This is a genomic window from Gynuella sunshinyii YC6258 (genome assembly GCF_000940805.1).
In the GTDB taxonomy this organism is placed as follows: Bacteria; Pseudomonadota; Gammaproteobacteria; order Pseudomonadales; family Natronospirillaceae; genus Gynuella; species Gynuella sunshinyii.
In genome coordinates, this window is sequence record NZ_CP007142.1 from 5,418,793 (window position 1) to 5,436,526 (window position 17,734).

4 protein-coding genes are annotated in these 17,734 nt (G+C 54.6%); all 4 read right to left on the reverse strand.

Going from position 1 to position 17,734, the window contains the following annotated elements; all coding sequences use genetic code 11:
* Nucleotides 1-38: 38 nt before the first annotated feature.
* The gene (locus YC6258_RS22635) at nt 39-1,037 is read right to left on the reverse strand and encodes an NAD-dependent epimerase/dehydratase family protein (RefSeq protein WP_044618921.1); all 999 of its coding nucleotides are present in this window, start codon (nt 1,035-1,037) and stop codon (nt 39-41) included.
* On the reverse strand, nt 1,034-4,120 hold the full coding sequence (locus YC6258_RS27655; protein WP_052830499.1) for a beta-ketoacyl synthase N-terminal-like domain-containing protein: 3,087 nt from the start codon (nt 4,118-4,120) through the stop codon (nt 1,034-1,036). Before YC6258_RS27655 ends, YC6258_RS22635 begins: the two co-directional genes overlap by 4 nt.
* Nucleotides 4,117-16,851 carry an SDR family NAD(P)-dependent oxidoreductase gene (locus YC6258_RS22640; RefSeq protein ID WP_052830500.1) on the reverse strand — a complete coding sequence of 4,245 codons (12,735 nt, stop codon included), beginning with the start codon at nt 16,849-16,851 and terminating at the stop codon, nt 4,117-4,119. The genes YC6258_RS27655 and YC6258_RS22640 overlap by 4 nt, the downstream gene beginning before the upstream one ends.
* An 88-nt stretch (nt 16,852-16,939) precedes the next feature.
* Nucleotides 16,940-17,524: an acyl-homoserine-lactone synthase gene (locus YC6258_RS22645; protein WP_044618922.1), complete on the reverse strand. Its 585-nt coding sequence runs from the start codon at nt 17,522-17,524 to the stop codon at nt 16,940-16,942.
* Nucleotides 17,525-17,734 lie beyond the last annotated feature (210 nt).

Consider the following 17,734-nt stretch of genomic DNA (forward strand, 5'->3'; position numbering starts at 1 on the left):
TCCTTGCTATCTGTTCACAATAATCATCCGGAAACCATTCAAACCGGACCTGTCAAAAAACCGTTCTGCCGATACCAGTCAATACATTCTTTGACCATGACTTGCAGAGACGAATGTTGATACGCCAGCTCCCGCCGGGCCTTGCCGGCATCGAAATAATGCTCACCGCCAAACACCCGGATGCGATATGACTCCACCAGTGGCGGATCGCGAAATATACCGGGTAGCAGCTCGTGGCCTCTGGCCTGAAGCCAGAGCAATACGCAGTTCGCTTGTGGTAGCGGATCTGTCCGCTTGAGTTGTCGCCTGATTTCCTCGATGAATTCAGCAAAACGGTGATCAGCCCCGGAAATGATGTAACGGGAACCGCTGCGGCCCCTGGTCAGCGCATTGACATGGGCCATGGCAGCATCACTGGCGCTGCAAAAACTGCCTCCGCCTGGCGGCACAAACGGCACCTGATTGAAGTTCACCGCCAGCACCATGCGACCCCATTGCAGGTTGTGATCATAGCCACCGATGACTTCGGCCAGATTCAATATCACCACTTCCAATCCCTGAGACTGTGCTGCCAGGACAATATTCTCAGCCTGCTGTTTGGTCAGGGCATACGGACTGCGGGCACGAAAGCCACGCAACCGGGTCTGTTCATCAGCGCCCCGGTCGCGGTGACGGCGACTGCCGATGGTGGAGGTGGTGCTGGTATAGACCAGTCGCCGCACGCCGGCATGCACAGCGGCGTCGACCACTGCCCGGGTGCCATCGACATTGACGGCGGTCAGCGCCGGCAGGTCGCTGTTGCGGCAACTGGTATTGCCGGCGGTATGAATCACGTATTCGCACCCGGTCATGGCGTCCTGCAACGCCGCTTGATCAGGGAATTCGCCACGACGAATCTCCACCGCCATCGACTCCAGATATTGAGTGTTGGAGGACGGCCGCACCCAGGCCCGTACCTCGTAACCCTGTTGCAGCAATGCCTGGGCGATATTCAGGCCGACAAAACCGTTGGCCCCGGTCAGTAATACCCGTTTCATTCGGAAACCTCTTCAAGATGTCGCATCGCCTGACGTGTGCGGCGTGGATTTTTGGCCAGGGGAATGGCATTGACCTGACGATCCGGATTGACGGCCATCGCCTGCATGATCGAGCAGACATTGGTCAACAGGTTGCCGGCGGCGTCTTCGTCGACCATCGGCGCGCACAGCAATCTCGCTATCAACTGCTGCTCATGGAATCCCACCTGAACGGCAATATTGACACCTTCCGGCAGCTCTGATGTGGCCATCTGATGATCGGCTCCAATCAGTACGGCGGTATCGTCAAAGGTTTTCTGAACCAGTATACGGTCGATATCCTGCTGCCCCAGGCCCGCAGAATGCAGGTCGGAATGGGTTTTACAGGAATCCAGAATCGCCTGTAGATCCTGCAGCCACTGACTCACCGGACAGCGGCCGGTAAAGGTCATGGCAACCGGGAAACGTCCACCTTCGGCGCCGGTATCGGTCAGGGGTAACAGAGCAAACAAAGGCGCGGTTGTACGGGTATAGCGGTTGAGGACAATGGCCCAGGCGGCAATGACGAGGGTCTGCAATTCAAGCTGATGACCCTCTGACAACGCCATCAGAGCCTGCACCTGCGGCGCGGAAAATGTCTGGGTCAGCATTCTGGGAGTCTGCTCCGGTAATGGCTCGGATGGGGCATCCCCGGACAGTTTGCCAAGCACCTCAGCCAGGGCTATCGATTCGCCTTTCGGTTCCACCACACTGGCCCAGAACTCCAGTATCTGAGTGTCATTTTTGCCCGAAATCGACAACCATTCTGATGCCACCTGATACCAGCCGGTGGCAGTTTGCTCACTGCGTTCCAGCTGCTGAAGGGATTTACGGTAATCGCTGTGCTTGTTCTCTATCTGAGTCCGCAGCTCATCCAACACCTTGGTCAGAGAACAGTCGACGGTCTGAAAGGCATACTCATGCAGGCGGACACGTCCGACTCTGGTATCGGCATATAACACCGGCCAGTTGATGGCCATACCGTTGACCCACAAACGCGCCAGATCATGCAGCTTGCGCGATGTCTCCAGCCCCCGGATAAAGTCACTGCCATGCTGCTGCGACAACAACGCAACCATATCACTGTGCTGATCACCGCGACCCAGATAACAACCACTGACTGCACTCTCGCCGTCCATCCATGCCGCCAGCGTCTGCTGTAACGCAGCAACCGTACGACAAACGATGGCCAATCGCCGGCTCTGACTGATGCGACCGACCTGACTGGTCCAGGCAATATCTGCCAAAGTGGCGTGTTCCGGCAAATCCGACACCGCTGCCAGCAGTGACCGGGCATGCTGCCGCAACTGCTCGTCGGTCGATGCTGACAACACGACCAGTTCATCCTGTTCAGAGCTGCTATGCGTTAGCACCGATGGCACAGGCGATTCGACGACGGCAAAGGCGTGACTGCCTCCCATACCAAAGGAATTGATGCCGGCAACCCGGGTCTGGCGGCTGCCAGCCGGCCATGGCTGGGCGGAATTTGGTAACGCCAGACAACTGCTGTGGGGATCGATGGCGCTGTTGATATCGGTGAGATTGGCACACGGTGCCAGGGTCTGATGGCGCATGCTGAGAATGACCTTGATCAGCGCGCAGATACCGGAAGCACTTTCCATATGTCCGAGATTGGCTTTGCTGCCGATCACTTTGCTGTGAGCCGCAGCACCGGCAAACACGTTCTCCAGTGCTTTCAATTCAATCGGATCGCCCAGGGCCGTGGCAGTGCCGTGGCTTTCGACATAGTTAAGATCATCCAGGTCTATGCCGGATGACTCTATGGCACTGCGAATGGTGGCTTCCATGACCTTCAGGTTCGGCAGGTACTGACCAGTGCTTCTGCCGGCATGGCTGACGGCCGTGGCCCGGATGACCGCATGCACCGTATCGTTGGCCTGGCGGGCGGCTGCTTCACGCGTTAACAGCACAACACCGATGCCTTCGCTCGGAATCAGACCATCGGCCATCGCGTCAAAGGTGCGCTCAACCGGCTGCAACGACAGCACTTTCATATCCTGCAACATGCGGTATTTGTGTGGGTGCAGACTGAGATTGACGCCGGCCACGATGGCACTGTCGCAATCACCGGCACGAATCGCCTGACAGCCGAGATGCAACGCTGTCAGTGATGAGGCACAGGCGGATTTGATGGTAAAACTCGGACCGTGAAAATTCAGAAAGAACGATAACTGGTTTGCCAGTTCACTATCGAACGAACCGGCACCGGCGTATAGACCCTGCTGACGATAAAAATCCGACACCACATGGCTGTAATCATTGTTCATCGCTCCGACGAACACGCCGACGCGCTGCTGCTCCAGCGAGGCCGGGGTGTAACCGGCATCTTCGAGCGCATGCCAGGTGGTCTGTAACAACAGTCGCAGTTGCGGATCACAACGGGCTGCCTCGACCCGGCTCATCTGGAAAAATGTGTGATCAAACTGCTCCACATCGGTGACGAAACCACCCCAGCGGGAGAACAATCGTGAAGGATGATCGTCGGCCATTTCCGCCTCCTGATCCCAACGTTGTGCCGGAATCGGATCGATACAGTTGCGGCCATTACAGATGTTCTGCCAGAACGTATCGAGATTGTCCGCATGGGGAAAACGGCCGGCCATGCCAATTACGGCAATACCACTGTTGTTGCCCGCATCCACGCTCTGCTGGCGATTGGATGACGGCTGCGCCGATGCAAACAAATGGGCAATGGACACCGTCGCCCGGCTTTCACCCGTGGCCGGTAGCGCCATATCAGTGAACCGTGGCGCGGTCGCTTCCTTGGCTGGTGGTTTCGAATCAACCGCCGTTTCAGCCACAACACCGGCCTGTTCCGGATACTGCGCGGTGAGATACTGCACCAGACTGCTGACGGTGTTGTACTCGAACAAAATGGTTTTCGGCAACGCGGCAAAATCCACCGCCAGTTTGCTTTGCAGTTCCATCAACTGCACCGAATCCATGCCAAAACTTTCGAACGTGGCATCATTACTGATATCGTCCGGCCCCATACGCGTCACGGCAGAAATCGCCTGAATGACGATGCTGTTTATCGGACTCATAACACATTTTCCTTTTCGGTTGCTGCAGATGGCTGAACAGTGGGCCCGGTACTCACGCCCAATACCTGTTCGATGCGGTGGGTGTCCCCGTAAGCCACAAACAGTTGATGCAGACCACTGTTAAGGGCACGGTTGAAGATATCCAGGCCGACACGTTCGGGCATGGCGGTCATGCCGGAAAAATTGAGCATGCCGGCATCAGAGTCCGAAATGGCGAGACCGCCCTCGGCCCACAATGGCCAGTTGATCGACAACATGTTTGGCCGATGGATACTGTAGGCATCCATAAAGCGGTTACCCGCGCCATAGCTGCCTGACCCCAGATCCCCAACGTGAGCGGAGATGGAGGAAAAGTTCACAAACCAGGCCAGGGCATCGTTGCGGGTGGCGTGATCCAGATACACCAGACCATGAATTTTGGCACTCAGGCTGGCGTCAAACTGACGTTGATTCAGGTCCAGTACCGATGTGTCACTGGCAGAACCGGCGGCGTGAATGACCGCATGAAGAGCACCAAACTGCTGCCGGCACTGGTCAATCATTGCTTCAACAGATTCGCGCTCGGCCATATCCGCAACCATATGCACGACACTGGAATCACTGCCGTATCCGGCCAGTTCATGATTCATCTCTGCCAGTTGCTGCTGTTGTTCAGCCGTCAGAGAATGACGCGAGACCAACACCAGATTTGGCTGGCAGTTGGCAATCAGATAATGGGCCATGATCAGCCCCAGCTTGCCGACGCCCCCGGTGATCAGACAGGTGCTGCGTGGCGGCAACAAGGGCTTGTCAGTATCTTGCAGGGTCGCCGGTACCAAAGCTCTGTATTCAAACCGGCCCTGTTCATTGAGACGATATTGCCGGGCGTTGATTTTGTCCGTGGTTGTCAGCAGCGCTTCCAGCGGCAGGTTTTTGATGTCACTGCTCTGGGCCGTTAGCGTGGCAATCTGAATGCGGTGATTGACAGCCGTCATGGAAGCGGCAAATCCGGACAGGGCGTCATGATAACTGCCGGACAGCTGCTCCGAACGGGCATTCACATCCATGATTCTTACCGCCCGTTCAGGATCATGCCGGTGCAATGCGATAAACCAGCGATACAACAGATGCACCGAAAGCTGCAAATGCTGCGGCACATTCAGGACATCGATATCGTCATGGCTGACATCGAGCAGATTGATAATCGCGTCGGGCAATCGATCACTGGCGGCCAGCTCTGACAGTAATTGTGCGAGCTGATCAGGCTGACCGAAATCAAGCTCATAGGCGTGTTGCGATACGGATCGAAAGGTCTCACCCTGACTGATTTCCACAACCTGCCAACGATCACTGAACACTGGCTTCGGGGTGTCATCAGCAGCACTACGCAACAACAGCACTGTGCCGTTTTTGTCCGCCTGTTGTGACAACGACAGCGGTTGCCAGCAGTATTGATAAACACTCGCCCGAGGCAGCTGAGCGATAGCTCGATCGGCATTGGCAGCTGGTGTCTGGTTATGAAAATGCCGTGCCGAAACATGTTGTATTTTGACCAGGATTTTGCCGTCTTTATCGGTGATCACCAGGTTATATTTATTGATATCTCTGGACGACTCTCCGGACAGCATGACGTAGACATAGCACTCTGTCGTCAGCGGATGCCGCAGTTCGATTTCCTCCAGCGAAAACGGCACCATCGGGCTAGTGTAATGAGCATCGCCAAGCCCCAGACAACTGCGCAAGGCGGCATCCATTAATGACGGATGCAGGAAATAAGCTCCGGCGCTGTCAGCCAGATCTTCCGGCAATTGCAGTTTGACCAGTGCACTGTTCTGATGGCGAATACGCCACTGGGTGCATTGATAGGCCGGTCCATAATAAAAGCCCATCTGCTCGAAAATACTGTATATCTCGGCTTTTTCTTCCCGCAGTCCACCGCTGTTCTGCAAGGCCTTGATATCCAGCCATTGATCTTCGGCCGTCACCGTCTGGTGAGAAAAGAGCACGTCTCCGGTGGAGCATTGGGCCTGTTCATGATTACAGACGCTGAAGGCCATGTTGTCGCCATTGCGACTCAGGTCAATACGGATATGTTCCGGCTTACCGGTGAACTGAATCGGTCGCAACCACATGACATGACGCAGACGGCTGACGACATATTCTTCCGGTACTGACAACTGCGCCGCCGCCCGTGCCATTTCCAGATAAGCGACCCCGGGCAGAATCGGCTGCGGCCCCTGATTTTCAACCTGATGATCACGCAGATAAAACTCATCGCCGGTCAGATATTTTTCAAACCGTTGATTGACGATGGTGGAGATGTTTCGATCCAGCAATGGATGCAGCCCCATCATCACCGGCTGCGAATCCGCTTGTGCCTGCTGTACCCAGTAACGCTGCCGCTGCAATGGCTGCGATGGGAAACTGATACGGCGCAGCAGCGCAGACCCGGACACGCCCAACACCGCCGGATAACAGGCCGGCCAATCGATATTCAGGCTGGCAACCCAGGTTTTGGCAAGGGTGTGAATTTCCCGCCGCTGCAACAGTGATGTCAACAACGCCGACCGGGTGGTGGCATCGAGAATATGGTTGAGCTGCTGTTCTTTGCCACGGCTGCTGCCGTGATAAACCTGTTCCGCCTGCCCATGGGTTAGCCAGCTATCAAGTTTGCCGGCGAGATCTTTATGGTCGCGGGCGATGACGGCCAGGCGCTCATCCCGCTGTTCACGACCAACCATGGCGCTATAACACAGGTTGATGAAATGAGTTCTGGCCGCTGCACCGCTGGTTTTTTCAACCTGCGAGTGCAGCCATGGGCTGAGCGTTTCGACATAGCCCTGCAAACGTTCATGGGAATCCGCCGATAAAACGAACAGCTGATCACCGGCCACTGTCGATACCATTAGTTCCGGATCAGAATAGTGTTCCAGCAGTATATGGGCATTGGCACCACCGGCACCGAATGAACTGATCCCGGCCCGCAGCGTCGTGGCGGAGGGTGCCGGTAGCCATGACTGCGGCTGCTGCGGCACATAAAAGCGACTGTCGGTCAACGGCAGATTGGGGTTCAGTGCACTCGAATGCAGCGAAGGCACAATCATACCGTGCTGCATTTGCAGCAGTATTTTGGTGATACCGGCAATGCCAGCCGCCGATTCCAGATGACCGATATTACTTTTTACCGACCCCAGAGCACAGCCGGGACCGCTTCCGTCATTCAGGCCATAGGCTTTGTTCAGTCCCGAGAGTTCAATCGGGTCACCCAGTGCGGTACCGGTGCCATGGGCTTCGACATAACTGATACTGCCAGGCTGCCAGCCACTGCGAGCCAGAGCCTGAGCGATCACATTGGCCTGCTGGCGTTGATTCGGCACGGTAAAGCCACTGGTTTTACCACCATGATTCAAGGCCGAGGCTTTGATGATGGCATAGATATGATCACCCTCGGCAATGGCCTGAGCAGCGGATTTCAACAATACCGCCCCAACCCCTTCGCCGGGGACATAACCGTTACCGCCTTCACCAAAGGCCCGACAACGGCCGTCGTCTGACAAAAACTGCTGCTGACACAACTGCTGATATTTGGTTGGATGTGGCGCGACATTCACACCACCGGCCAATGCATAGTCACAATCGCCACTGCGAATACTCTGGCAGGCGAGATGAATCGCTGACAGCGACGACGAACACATGCTGTCGAGGGCCATACTGGGCCCATGAAAATCAAAGCAATAGGACACCCGATTGGCAATCGAGGAAAACGACGCCGTGGGTTTGCCGAGCTGCTGCTGGGCTTCACTGACCTGCAATAATTCATAATGGCCCCACATCACGCCAACGAAAACGCCGACGGTGTGGTGCAGTAGTGTGTCGCGGGTATAGGCGGAATCCTCCAGACATTGCCAGGCGGTTTCCAGAAACAGCCGTTCCTGGGGATCAATGATTTCAGACTCCCGCCGGGTCATACCGAAAAACTGCGCATCAAACTGATCCACCTGATCCATGAAGCCGCCCCATTTGCTGTACACCGATCCCTTATGATGACGGTCAGCATGATAATAAAGCGCATGATTCCAACGTTCTGTCGGCACTTCACGAATACAGTCCCGGCCCTGATAAAGGTTGCTCCAGAACTGCTCCAGATTATCAGCCAGAGGATAACGGCCGCTCAGACCGATGATGGCAATATCATCGTCTGCATATTGATTCCGGGCAGCTCTCCTGACCGGTTCAACCAGTGCGGCGGCCAATTTGCGGTGAGGATGCACGGCCATTTCCGACATGGTTTTGGATGTCGCCGGGACAGGTGCATTAATGACCGTTTGTGGTTGTCCGGCCTTGAGATCCAGCAAAGCCTGAACCAGATCGGCCAGGGTGTGACATTCATAAAACCACAGGCGTGCCGTCAGTCCGTGATCGTCCTGAATCCGGCTGGTCATGCGCTGCAGTTGAATCTCATCCAGCGCCAGCGCCGACAGTAAAGTTTCGCGCTGCACCTCATGACCGCTCACTTCAGCGATGAGCGCAGCCAGATACTGGAACAGCTCGTCTGCCGGGTTGAGGTCAGTATGCGACGATACAGCATCAGAAATGTCCGGCTCTTCGATTGTTGCCGCTGACTCATTCGTGCCAACCGCCGTCGTGCTTTCGATAAGAGGGCCTTGCGTCAGCAGTCGGACCTGGACATCGTCAGCATGATACTCAACCAGATATTCCGCCAGGGCGGCAATGCTCGGATATTCATAGAACAGGGTTTTGGAAACGTCTTCGCCGAACACAGTTACCAGTTTTTCATTCAGCGCCAGTACCATGACCGAGTTGACACCATACTGTTCCAGCGAGGCGTCGAAATCGATATCCGCCCGGGTCACTTTGGTGACTCCGGCAACCTGATCACGCAGGTAAGATCTCGCCGCCGTATTGAGACGATCTGAAGATGCCGGCCCGCCAGAGACTTCTGGTTCCATAGTTTCCAGCGGTGTCGCCGAGGATGAAGCGGTCAGAGTTGAACCGGCCAGTTGTGCCGCTGCCTGGGGAAAATTCTCCAGCAGATATTCCGTCACTTCCCTGATGGTCTGATGCTCATAAAACAGGGTTTTTGGCACCTCGTCGCCAAAGACTTCGGCAATCTGTGCATGAATCGCAAGCACCATTACCGAATTGATGCCGAACGATTCCAGGGCATCATCGGGTTGCAGATCCGCACGCGGGATGCGGGTCTGGGCGGCGATGAGTTCACTGAGAAAGTTTTCTGTTGCCGGCAGCACGGTGGTTGCAGGGCTGGTCGCAGGGCCTGCTTCCGTCGGTGCCGGTGCAGTTTGAATGACCGGCTTGGATGGTAACGGTTTTGCCGTCGTCGCTTTGGCGGCGGCAAACAGTCCTGCCACCGCCTGAGTGACAAACTCTTCAATAAACGCGACCCGATTGCCATCAACATCACAGATATGAATGTCATAAGACTGTTGAATATCTTTTCGGTCTTCACTGCGCGCAGTCACCCACACCAGCAGCTGTGCCGGTAGCGGTGCTAACAGTTGCAGCCGGCCCATACTGACGGGGACCGGAATGCCGGCCGGCTGGTACGCATCACCACCGATCAACAGCGAGGTCCGCAGTACTGCATCCATAATGGCCGGATGCAGTTGGTAATCTTCCCGAGTGTCTGCCACGGCGGCCGGAAGCGTCAGTTCCGCCAGTGCCCCGGTGGCATTGAAATGTAATTGCCGGAATGGTTTGAAACGTTCACCCAACTGAAAACCAAGGGCAGCGAAATAATCGTTGACCCGGGTTAACGACAGGCTCTGCATCTCATTACGGAGACTCGCTACCGGCACGGATTCTGCGCTCAGAACAGCCAGATCCAGCTGCGCCTGCAATCGCTCCCGCGCTTCTGATGCGACCGGCATAAAACCATAACCCCCCCGACAGCAGAGCAATGACTGCTCGCCCTGCTGGCTGAAGATTTCAAATCCCAGTCCGTACTCGTCGGCCGTCACAACGATCCGCACATCGACCGGCTCGGCGGCAACCACCACCGGCCGCAGCCACTGGATATCATACAGCGCGTGCAGGGGTTGATCCGGCAACGCCCGCTGACCTGCCTGGTTGGCCATTTCCAGCAGTACCACACCGGGCAGCACCGGGTTTTCCGCGATGACATGATCCTGTAGATAAAATTCATGACCATGCAAGGTTTTTTGAAACCGGACTTCCGCGAAACTGGAACAGTTGTTGTCCAGCACGGCATGCAACCCGGTTGGACGTGAGTCTGTGACAGGTTTTTCGATCCAGTAACGCTGGCGCTGATAGGCGTATCCCGGTGCCGATACTTTTCGTCTTGGCAGGTCATACAGCGTTTTCCACGGAATATGACCGCCTTTAAGCCAGAATTCTGCCAGTGACCGGTTTTGCTGACCGGGCAACCGCAGCTGGGGATCAGGTTGAAATGCATCGCGATGGTTTTTATCAATGCGGCCAAACCAGATACCATCAGTCACACTTTGCGGTTGCTCAACAAATCGCTCCAGCCGGTTCATCAGCATGGTAACGGATTCAGCTTCCACCGCTAACCGCCAGTCATGTTCCAGTCGGCCGGTTTGTAAGGTATAGGCAAGATCGTGCAGATTGATATCGGGGTTACGTTGCAGGAAGTTTTTCAACTGCGCCGCCATCTCCAGCAGAGCTTCCTGTTTGCGGGCAGACTGGACGATCAATGCCGGGGCGCTGACGGGTGTTGCCGGAACTGCTGAGGCGTATTCCTCGATAATCACGTGACCATTGGCACCACCGGCCCCAAAAGAACTGATACCCGCCAGTCGCAACTGTTGCTGACCGTCAATCACCGGACGTTCCCAGGGCTGCAACTGCTGCTGGACGACAAATGGCGTGGCCGCCATATCGATGTGGGGGTTGGGCTGCTGACTGTGCAACGACGGCACCAGCATCTGATGCTGCATCTGCAACAGGACTTTGGTGATACCGGCTACCCCGGCGGCGGCTTCGGCATGACCGATATTGGATTTAACTGAACCGATGGCACAGAACTGTTTCTCAGTACTGCCGAACGCTCTGACCAGACCGTTGATTTCAATAGGATCGCCCAGACTGGTGCCGGTACCATGGGCTTCCAGATAACTGATATGGCGTGGATCGATACCGCCACGTTCAAACGCTTCCTGCATCAGGGCAGCCTGACGTTTTGGATTTGGCACGGTAAAACCGGATGTCCGGCCACCGTGGTTCACTGCGGTACTGCGAATCACACCGTAGATATGGTCACCATCGCGCTCGGCGTCTGCCAATGGTTTCAGGATGACAGCACCGACGCCTTCGGCCGGAACATACCCATCACCGCCCTCGCCAAAACTGCGACAACGGCCATCGGATGACAGGAAGTGCATGTCTGACAGCAGGTTGTATTTATTGGCGTGCAGCGACAGATTGACACCGCCGGCGATGGCCACGCGGATATCTCCCGCCGCCAATGCCGAGCAGGCCAGATGCACGGCAGTCAGAGATGACGAACAGGCGGTATCAAGAGTGATACTGGGACCGGAAAGATTAAAGAAGTAGGAAATGCGGTTGGCTACTGACCAGTAAAAAGAATGAGGCGTGACCCAGTCTTGCGGACGGTCACTTTCGACACCGTGCAACTGGTAGTCTCCCCACATGCAACCGGCATAGACGCCAACCGGATTGTCTTTTACATCCCCGGCTTTCTCGTCACTGCCGGCACAGAGCTGATCAGGATGATAACCGGCGTCTTCCACCGCGTGCGCCACAACTTCCAGGAACAGGCGTTCCTGGGGGTCCATTTTTTCCGCTTCTGAGGGGGAAATATTGAAGTACAGCGGATCAAACTGATCCACCTGAGTCAGAAAACCACCCCACTTGCTGTAGCTTTTTCCCTGAACCGGTTCCCCAGGACGAAACACCTGAGTGAGATCCCAGCGCTGGGCGGGGATTTCCTCAATGCAGTCTTTGCCGGCTACAAGGTTCTGCCAGAAAGTCTCAAGTGTGTCCGCCTGCGGATAACGACCGGCCAGGCCAATAATGGCAATGGGAATATGTTTGGGCGGCGCTCCAACAACGCCAGAGAGTTTCGCCCGACGTTTGCGCTCACTGATTCTGGCGACAGAATGATTGACCGCATGAGCGACAGGTTTGTTCGCGTCGGGTGATTCTCCAATGTTCAGCTGATCGAGGCTGTCACGGTAATTTTCCAGCAAAAACTCAACCAGTTCGGCCATGGTCTGACATTCAAAGAACAGGGTTTTCGGCAGCCCCGCAAAGGTTTTTTCCATCAGATTGACAAGATTGAGCATGACCACCGAATCAAAGCCGTAATCCTGAAAGGTGCCGTTAGCACGAAAACGATCAGCATCGACATTCAGCGCTCCGGTAAACAGCTGCGCCAGATAATCAGGCAGCTCGTCGGCGCTGATACCACGCTGGTCAGCAGTCGCTGGCAGCTTAGCGGATAGAGTTGTCTGTTCGGTCACACAGCCGAGTACCGACCGTACTTTGTCGCTGTCTCCCGGTAGCACACCCACTTGATACACCGGCAATCGCAATGCGGTTTCAAGGGCAGCAATACCATCATGCGTCAGTAACGGAATAATGCCGAAGCTTTTTCGCAGCATTGCTTCCTCTTCATCCGACAGGGTCATGCCACCGTCTTTCCAGTACGGCCAGTTGACCGACAGTGTTCTGCCGGATCGTTCTCCACGCTGGTGCTGAAGGTTGCGAGACAGGCTGAAGTAATCCTCGAAACTGTTGCCATAGCCATAATCACACTGGCCGATATTGCCGAGGACACCGGTGACCGAGGAAAACAGAATAAAGCAGTCCAGTTCGTCTTCAGCACTGGCCTGATCAAGATTGGCAGTACCGTATACTTTCGGACCAATCACCCGGTCAAAGGCATCCTGTTGCTTGCGAATGATAAAGCTGTCTTCGATGACTCCGGCTGCATGCAAAATTCCGTGAATAGCACCGTGATCGGTACGAATCTGTGCCATTACCTGCTCAACATCATCCAGCCGGTTAACATCACATTGCAGGTATATGGCCTGTCCACCGCTGGCGCTGATATCGTTCAGCTGTTGTTGTTTGTCAGCATCGAGGGGGGCCCGGCCGGTCAGACAGACAGTGGCCTGATAGTGTTGCGCCAGATGACGGCCAAAAATAATCCCCAACGCACCCATTCCACCGGTGATCAGGTATACCCCTTTATGCCGGAAATCAGTTCGCGCAGATCCAGATGGAATCGGTAGTCCTGATAACTGTTGGGTGGCGTTGGCGGTTAAACCACTGCGCAGGTCGTTGAATGCGCGCCCCCATCGTTGCCCCTGTTGATAGACGATATCGGTCTGCCGGTCCTGGCTGGCGAGTTCTACCATCAAGTCATCGACATCAATGGATGCTGCCTGTACCACGACCCCGGAATAGCCCGGTTTTTCAATACTCAGGGTTTTATAAAAGCCACTCAATCCCTGTAGTGCCGGTTGCATAAATGGCGTTTCACTGGCGACCCATGATACCAACCGCAACTTTCGACTGAGTGGTATTAATGCCTGGACCAGTACAAAAATGCTTCGTATGCCATGGTCCACTGTCTGCGTGAGAACGACGTTGTTTGGGTTGGCAGGTAGATGAATGACAAATTCGGGTTTGATACCTTGGGCTTTCAGCTGCTGAATCAGCGCTTTGGCATCGTCCGTGCTAGCCGCGCCGAGACGATACTCCGTGGTTGAGATTGCTTCATAGCCATCTGCAAAGGTTACGGTCAAACAGTTCAGCCCGGCCTGTGTCAGTGTGGCAATCAGATGCGGGTGATCGGAAGCTGCGCCGTCCACCAGAAGCAACGCATGTTTACCGTTCAGATCCGCTCGGTTGGCCGTAGTATCAGCGGGTACCCATTGCGGTACGTAATAGCCTTCGCGGTTATCACTGCTGATGTCGGCCAGTCGCTCCAGTTGGACATCAACATCTGAGTCTTGTACCACCTCGTGATCCCGCTGGACGTTAACGGTTTTCATACCGCCATTGAGTGTCATGCCAAGCAGTTCAACCGCGAGTCCGGCAGTGCCATCCGGCTGATGGTTGAACATGCGGATATCAAATGTTTTCAACGCGCCGGAGCGCTCCACCTGGTTTACCGATACGCTTGCGTGTCTGGCCAGAGGTTCATGGATCTTCAGGGTATTCAGCAGAAACGGCAACGCAACCGTCAGCTCAATGGGTTGCACTAATGCCTGCTGCAAGGTCTCCACACCGTAATCGTTCAACTGCGCCAGCAGTACGGCAACCTGTAGCGCGCAATCCAACATCCCCGGATGCAGATAGTAAGGATCCACCGCCAGATGATCTGGCAATACCACCGTGGCCAGGGCCGAAGATTGCGACAGCGTGACCGATTCAATGGCCCGGTGACCGGGACCATAATTCAGTCCACTCTGGGTCAGTAACTGATAAGTCTGTTGAGCATCGAATGTCGCCTGTTCGTCGGCTATCTGCGCTATCGGGGTAATGGTTGTTTCCGTACGCGCAACCGGCAAGGCGATACCACGGCAGTACAGATTGCCGTCACCGCCGGTGACTTCAAATTCAAGTTCAACCACATTGGTCCGGGTTTCCAGTGGATACAGATGCAGGCGCAGTACTGACACCGATGCGCTGTCAAACGGACGCAACCAGTTGATATCTCTGAGTTCGATGCGGCTTGTTGCCGGTAAATTCCCACCCAGAGACTGTTCCAGCCCGGCACGGACCAATTCCATATACGCGGCCGCCGGCAGAATTTTCCGCCCGGCTACCTGATGGTGATCCAAAAAAAATTCTGTGCCGGTAAACACCGACTGAAATGCCTGACAGTCAAAATCTGAAATGTTCTCATGCAGCAACGGATGCAGGGTTCGTTGTTCATCTGCCGGAACCAGAGCCTGCTGTTTCAACCACACGCGGGTTCTGGCAAAACGGTAACCTGGCAAACTGATTCGTCGTGCCGGGGTTTTGGCAAAGACCGGCTGCCAGTCCAGTGTGCTTCCTTGCAAATACCGGGTCACCAGTTTGTTCAGGGCTTGTAGCAATTGAGGATCTGATGGTTTTTTTCTGGCACTGAACACACCAGGTAATTGATCGGTTACCGATGCATCCGCCGATTCAACGTTCGGTTGTTCAATCGGTTGCTGCAAAAATGCCAACAATTCTTCGACGGAACGGACAACTGCCGCATCACGATATTCAAAATGGTCACGGCCCACCGTCAGGGTGTAACTGACATCCGCCAGCGAACATTGGTCCTGCTGTTGTTCGATCCATCGGTACAGTGTTTGTTTTAGAGCGCTCAGGGCAGTCTCGGTTTTGGCAGAAAGACAGACAGGCCAACCCGGTAGCATGCGAACCGCCTGGCGGCGACCCGAGGCTCGCGGCGCGAGATATTGCTCCAGTACCACGTGAGCATTGGTACCTCCAAAACCAAAGGAGCTGACTCCGGCCCGTAATGGCAATGGGGTACCGTGTTCATCGTTTATCGGCAACCAGGGTTGATTCTGGGCCAGCATGGCAAAGGGCGTCTGCGCCAGACTGATACGCTGGTTTAATTGTTGAAAATGCACCAGCGCCGGCAGCATCTGGTGACGCATGGCCATGAGGACTTTAATGACACCGGCAATACCCGCCGCGGCTTCAAGGTGACCGATATTGGCTTTGACCGAACCGAGCCAGCAGCTCTGTTCGGGTAGCTCAATATTCTGACTATCAGCCAGTTGTCCGAACGCTTTGCACAAACCGCGAAATTCTATCGGATCACCTTTTGGGGTTCCGGTGCCGTGAGCCTCGACATAATTAACCGTATTGACCGGCACACCGGCGCGATGGTGCGCAGCGATAATGACGTCTGCCTGAGCATCAGGGCTCGGATATGTCAGGGTATAGGTATCACCACAATGGTTGACTGCGGTACCACGAATGATGCCGTAAATCTGGTCCTGATCTTTTTGCGCACGCGCCAGTGGTTTCAGCACAATGACACCCGCGCCCTCGCTACGAACATAGCCATTGGCACTGTCGTCGAAAGTACGGCAGGTTCCCGTCGGTGACATCATACCCATCTTGGAAAACGAAATGTGCCGGGTCGGGGTCAGAATCAGATTGATACCACCCGCCAATGCCAGTTCACAATCATCAAACTGTAAGGCCTGTATGGCGCAATGAATGGCATTCAGTGCTCCTGAACAGGCGGTATCGATGGCCAGGCTCGGGCCTTTGAAATCAAAAAAATGAGAGATCCGGTTTACGATGATGGAGCCGGCGTTACCGGTGGAATGATGGGCTTCGATGGATTGGTGGCCGCGTTCCTGCATTTCCTTGTAATCGTGGTTAAAGGTGCTGACCACCATGCCGACTTTTTTGCCCTGCAAGGTTGAAGGGGCAATGCCGGCATCCTCAAGACAGGTCCAGGTCAATTCCAGCATGATCCGCTGCTGAGGATCCATCGCTTCCACTACGTGAGGAAGCAGACCGAAGAACTGGTGATCAAAGGCATCCACATCACGGATAAACCCACCCCAGCGACTGTTGGTCTTATTAGTCTCAGTAGCAGGATCGCCCCAGAATTGTTTCCAGTCCCAACGGTTTTCCGGCACTTCGGAAACCATTGAACAATTCCCGATAAGATTGTTCCAGAACTCAAACTGATCTTCTGAACCGGGAAATTTACAGGCAACCCCTACAATTGCGATATCCATGTACCATGACCTTTTCTGCGACTGACTGACGTTATAACAAGGTGGGCATTTGCCCCTGGTTTCATCACCGACATTGTTAAAAACTTCTTTAATTCTTTTTGATTTCCGGAATGTCGTTGACGTCTATCCATAGCGCGACCGTCTTTTCGATACCTACCTGTATGACCTTACCAGCACCCAGGCGACGCAGGCGTACTCCGAGCATTTTCAGCAGCCGCTCACCCGCCAGCGTAGTAACCGTCACATAGCTGCGAATGCCATGCTTTAAAGCGAAATCGCGAAATGAAAGTACCAGGTCAACAGAGATATCACCGATGCAGCCATGAGTGGGTTTTGCGGCGCCCTTACGCACCACCAGGCGACTGATCTCCCAGACCTGGCGATGTCTGGGAACCGACTCACCCTGTAACATCACCGGAAAAACATCTTTCAGCATATAACTTCCAAGTGTCGGTAATGCCCTCCAACAGCCCTGCACCCGACCTTCGTCATCTTTTATAGCAATATGATATGGCTGCAGATCATCAAAGCAGTCACGTTCTCTGCCATTATCAGCGACGACTTCCCAATTAAGGCGATTAACAAATGCTTCATATCTCAACTGAAAAACATCGGCAAACAATGATGATTCAAATGAGTCTTTTTGTTCCTGAGCGACGACTATTTTGGCCATTAACAATACCTTCCCATACACGGCAGATTACCATCAGATAAAAATGATGATGTGATTTTGACTAATGTGAAAATACTGCGGTTTCACAACCACACAGAATCAAAGATCCCGGTTGGTTATGCGGAGTGACTATATAGAAAGCATATGTTTTATCATCTGTCAGAAATGACAGTGATCTGAGGCAGGCCTTTTTACTCGGCGTTTCAACCG

Bases quoted from the DNA above. Each gene is read 5' to 3' on its own strand.
- YC6258_RS22635 (WP_044618921.1), bottom strand. From the start codon at position 1,037: ATGAAACGGGTATTACTGACCGGGGCCAACGGTTTTGTCGGCCTGAAT.
- YC6258_RS27655 (WP_052830499.1), bottom strand. From the start codon at position 4,120: ATGAGTCCGATAAACAGCATCGTCATTCAGGCGATTTCTGCCGTGACG.
- YC6258_RS22640 (WP_052830500.1), bottom strand. From the start codon at position 16,851: ATGGATATCGCAATTGTAGGGGTTGCCTGTAAATTTCCCGGTTCAGAA.
- YC6258_RS22645 (WP_044618922.1), bottom strand. From the start codon at position 17,524: ATGGCCAAAATAGTCGTCGCTCAGGAACAAAAAGACTCATTTGAATCA.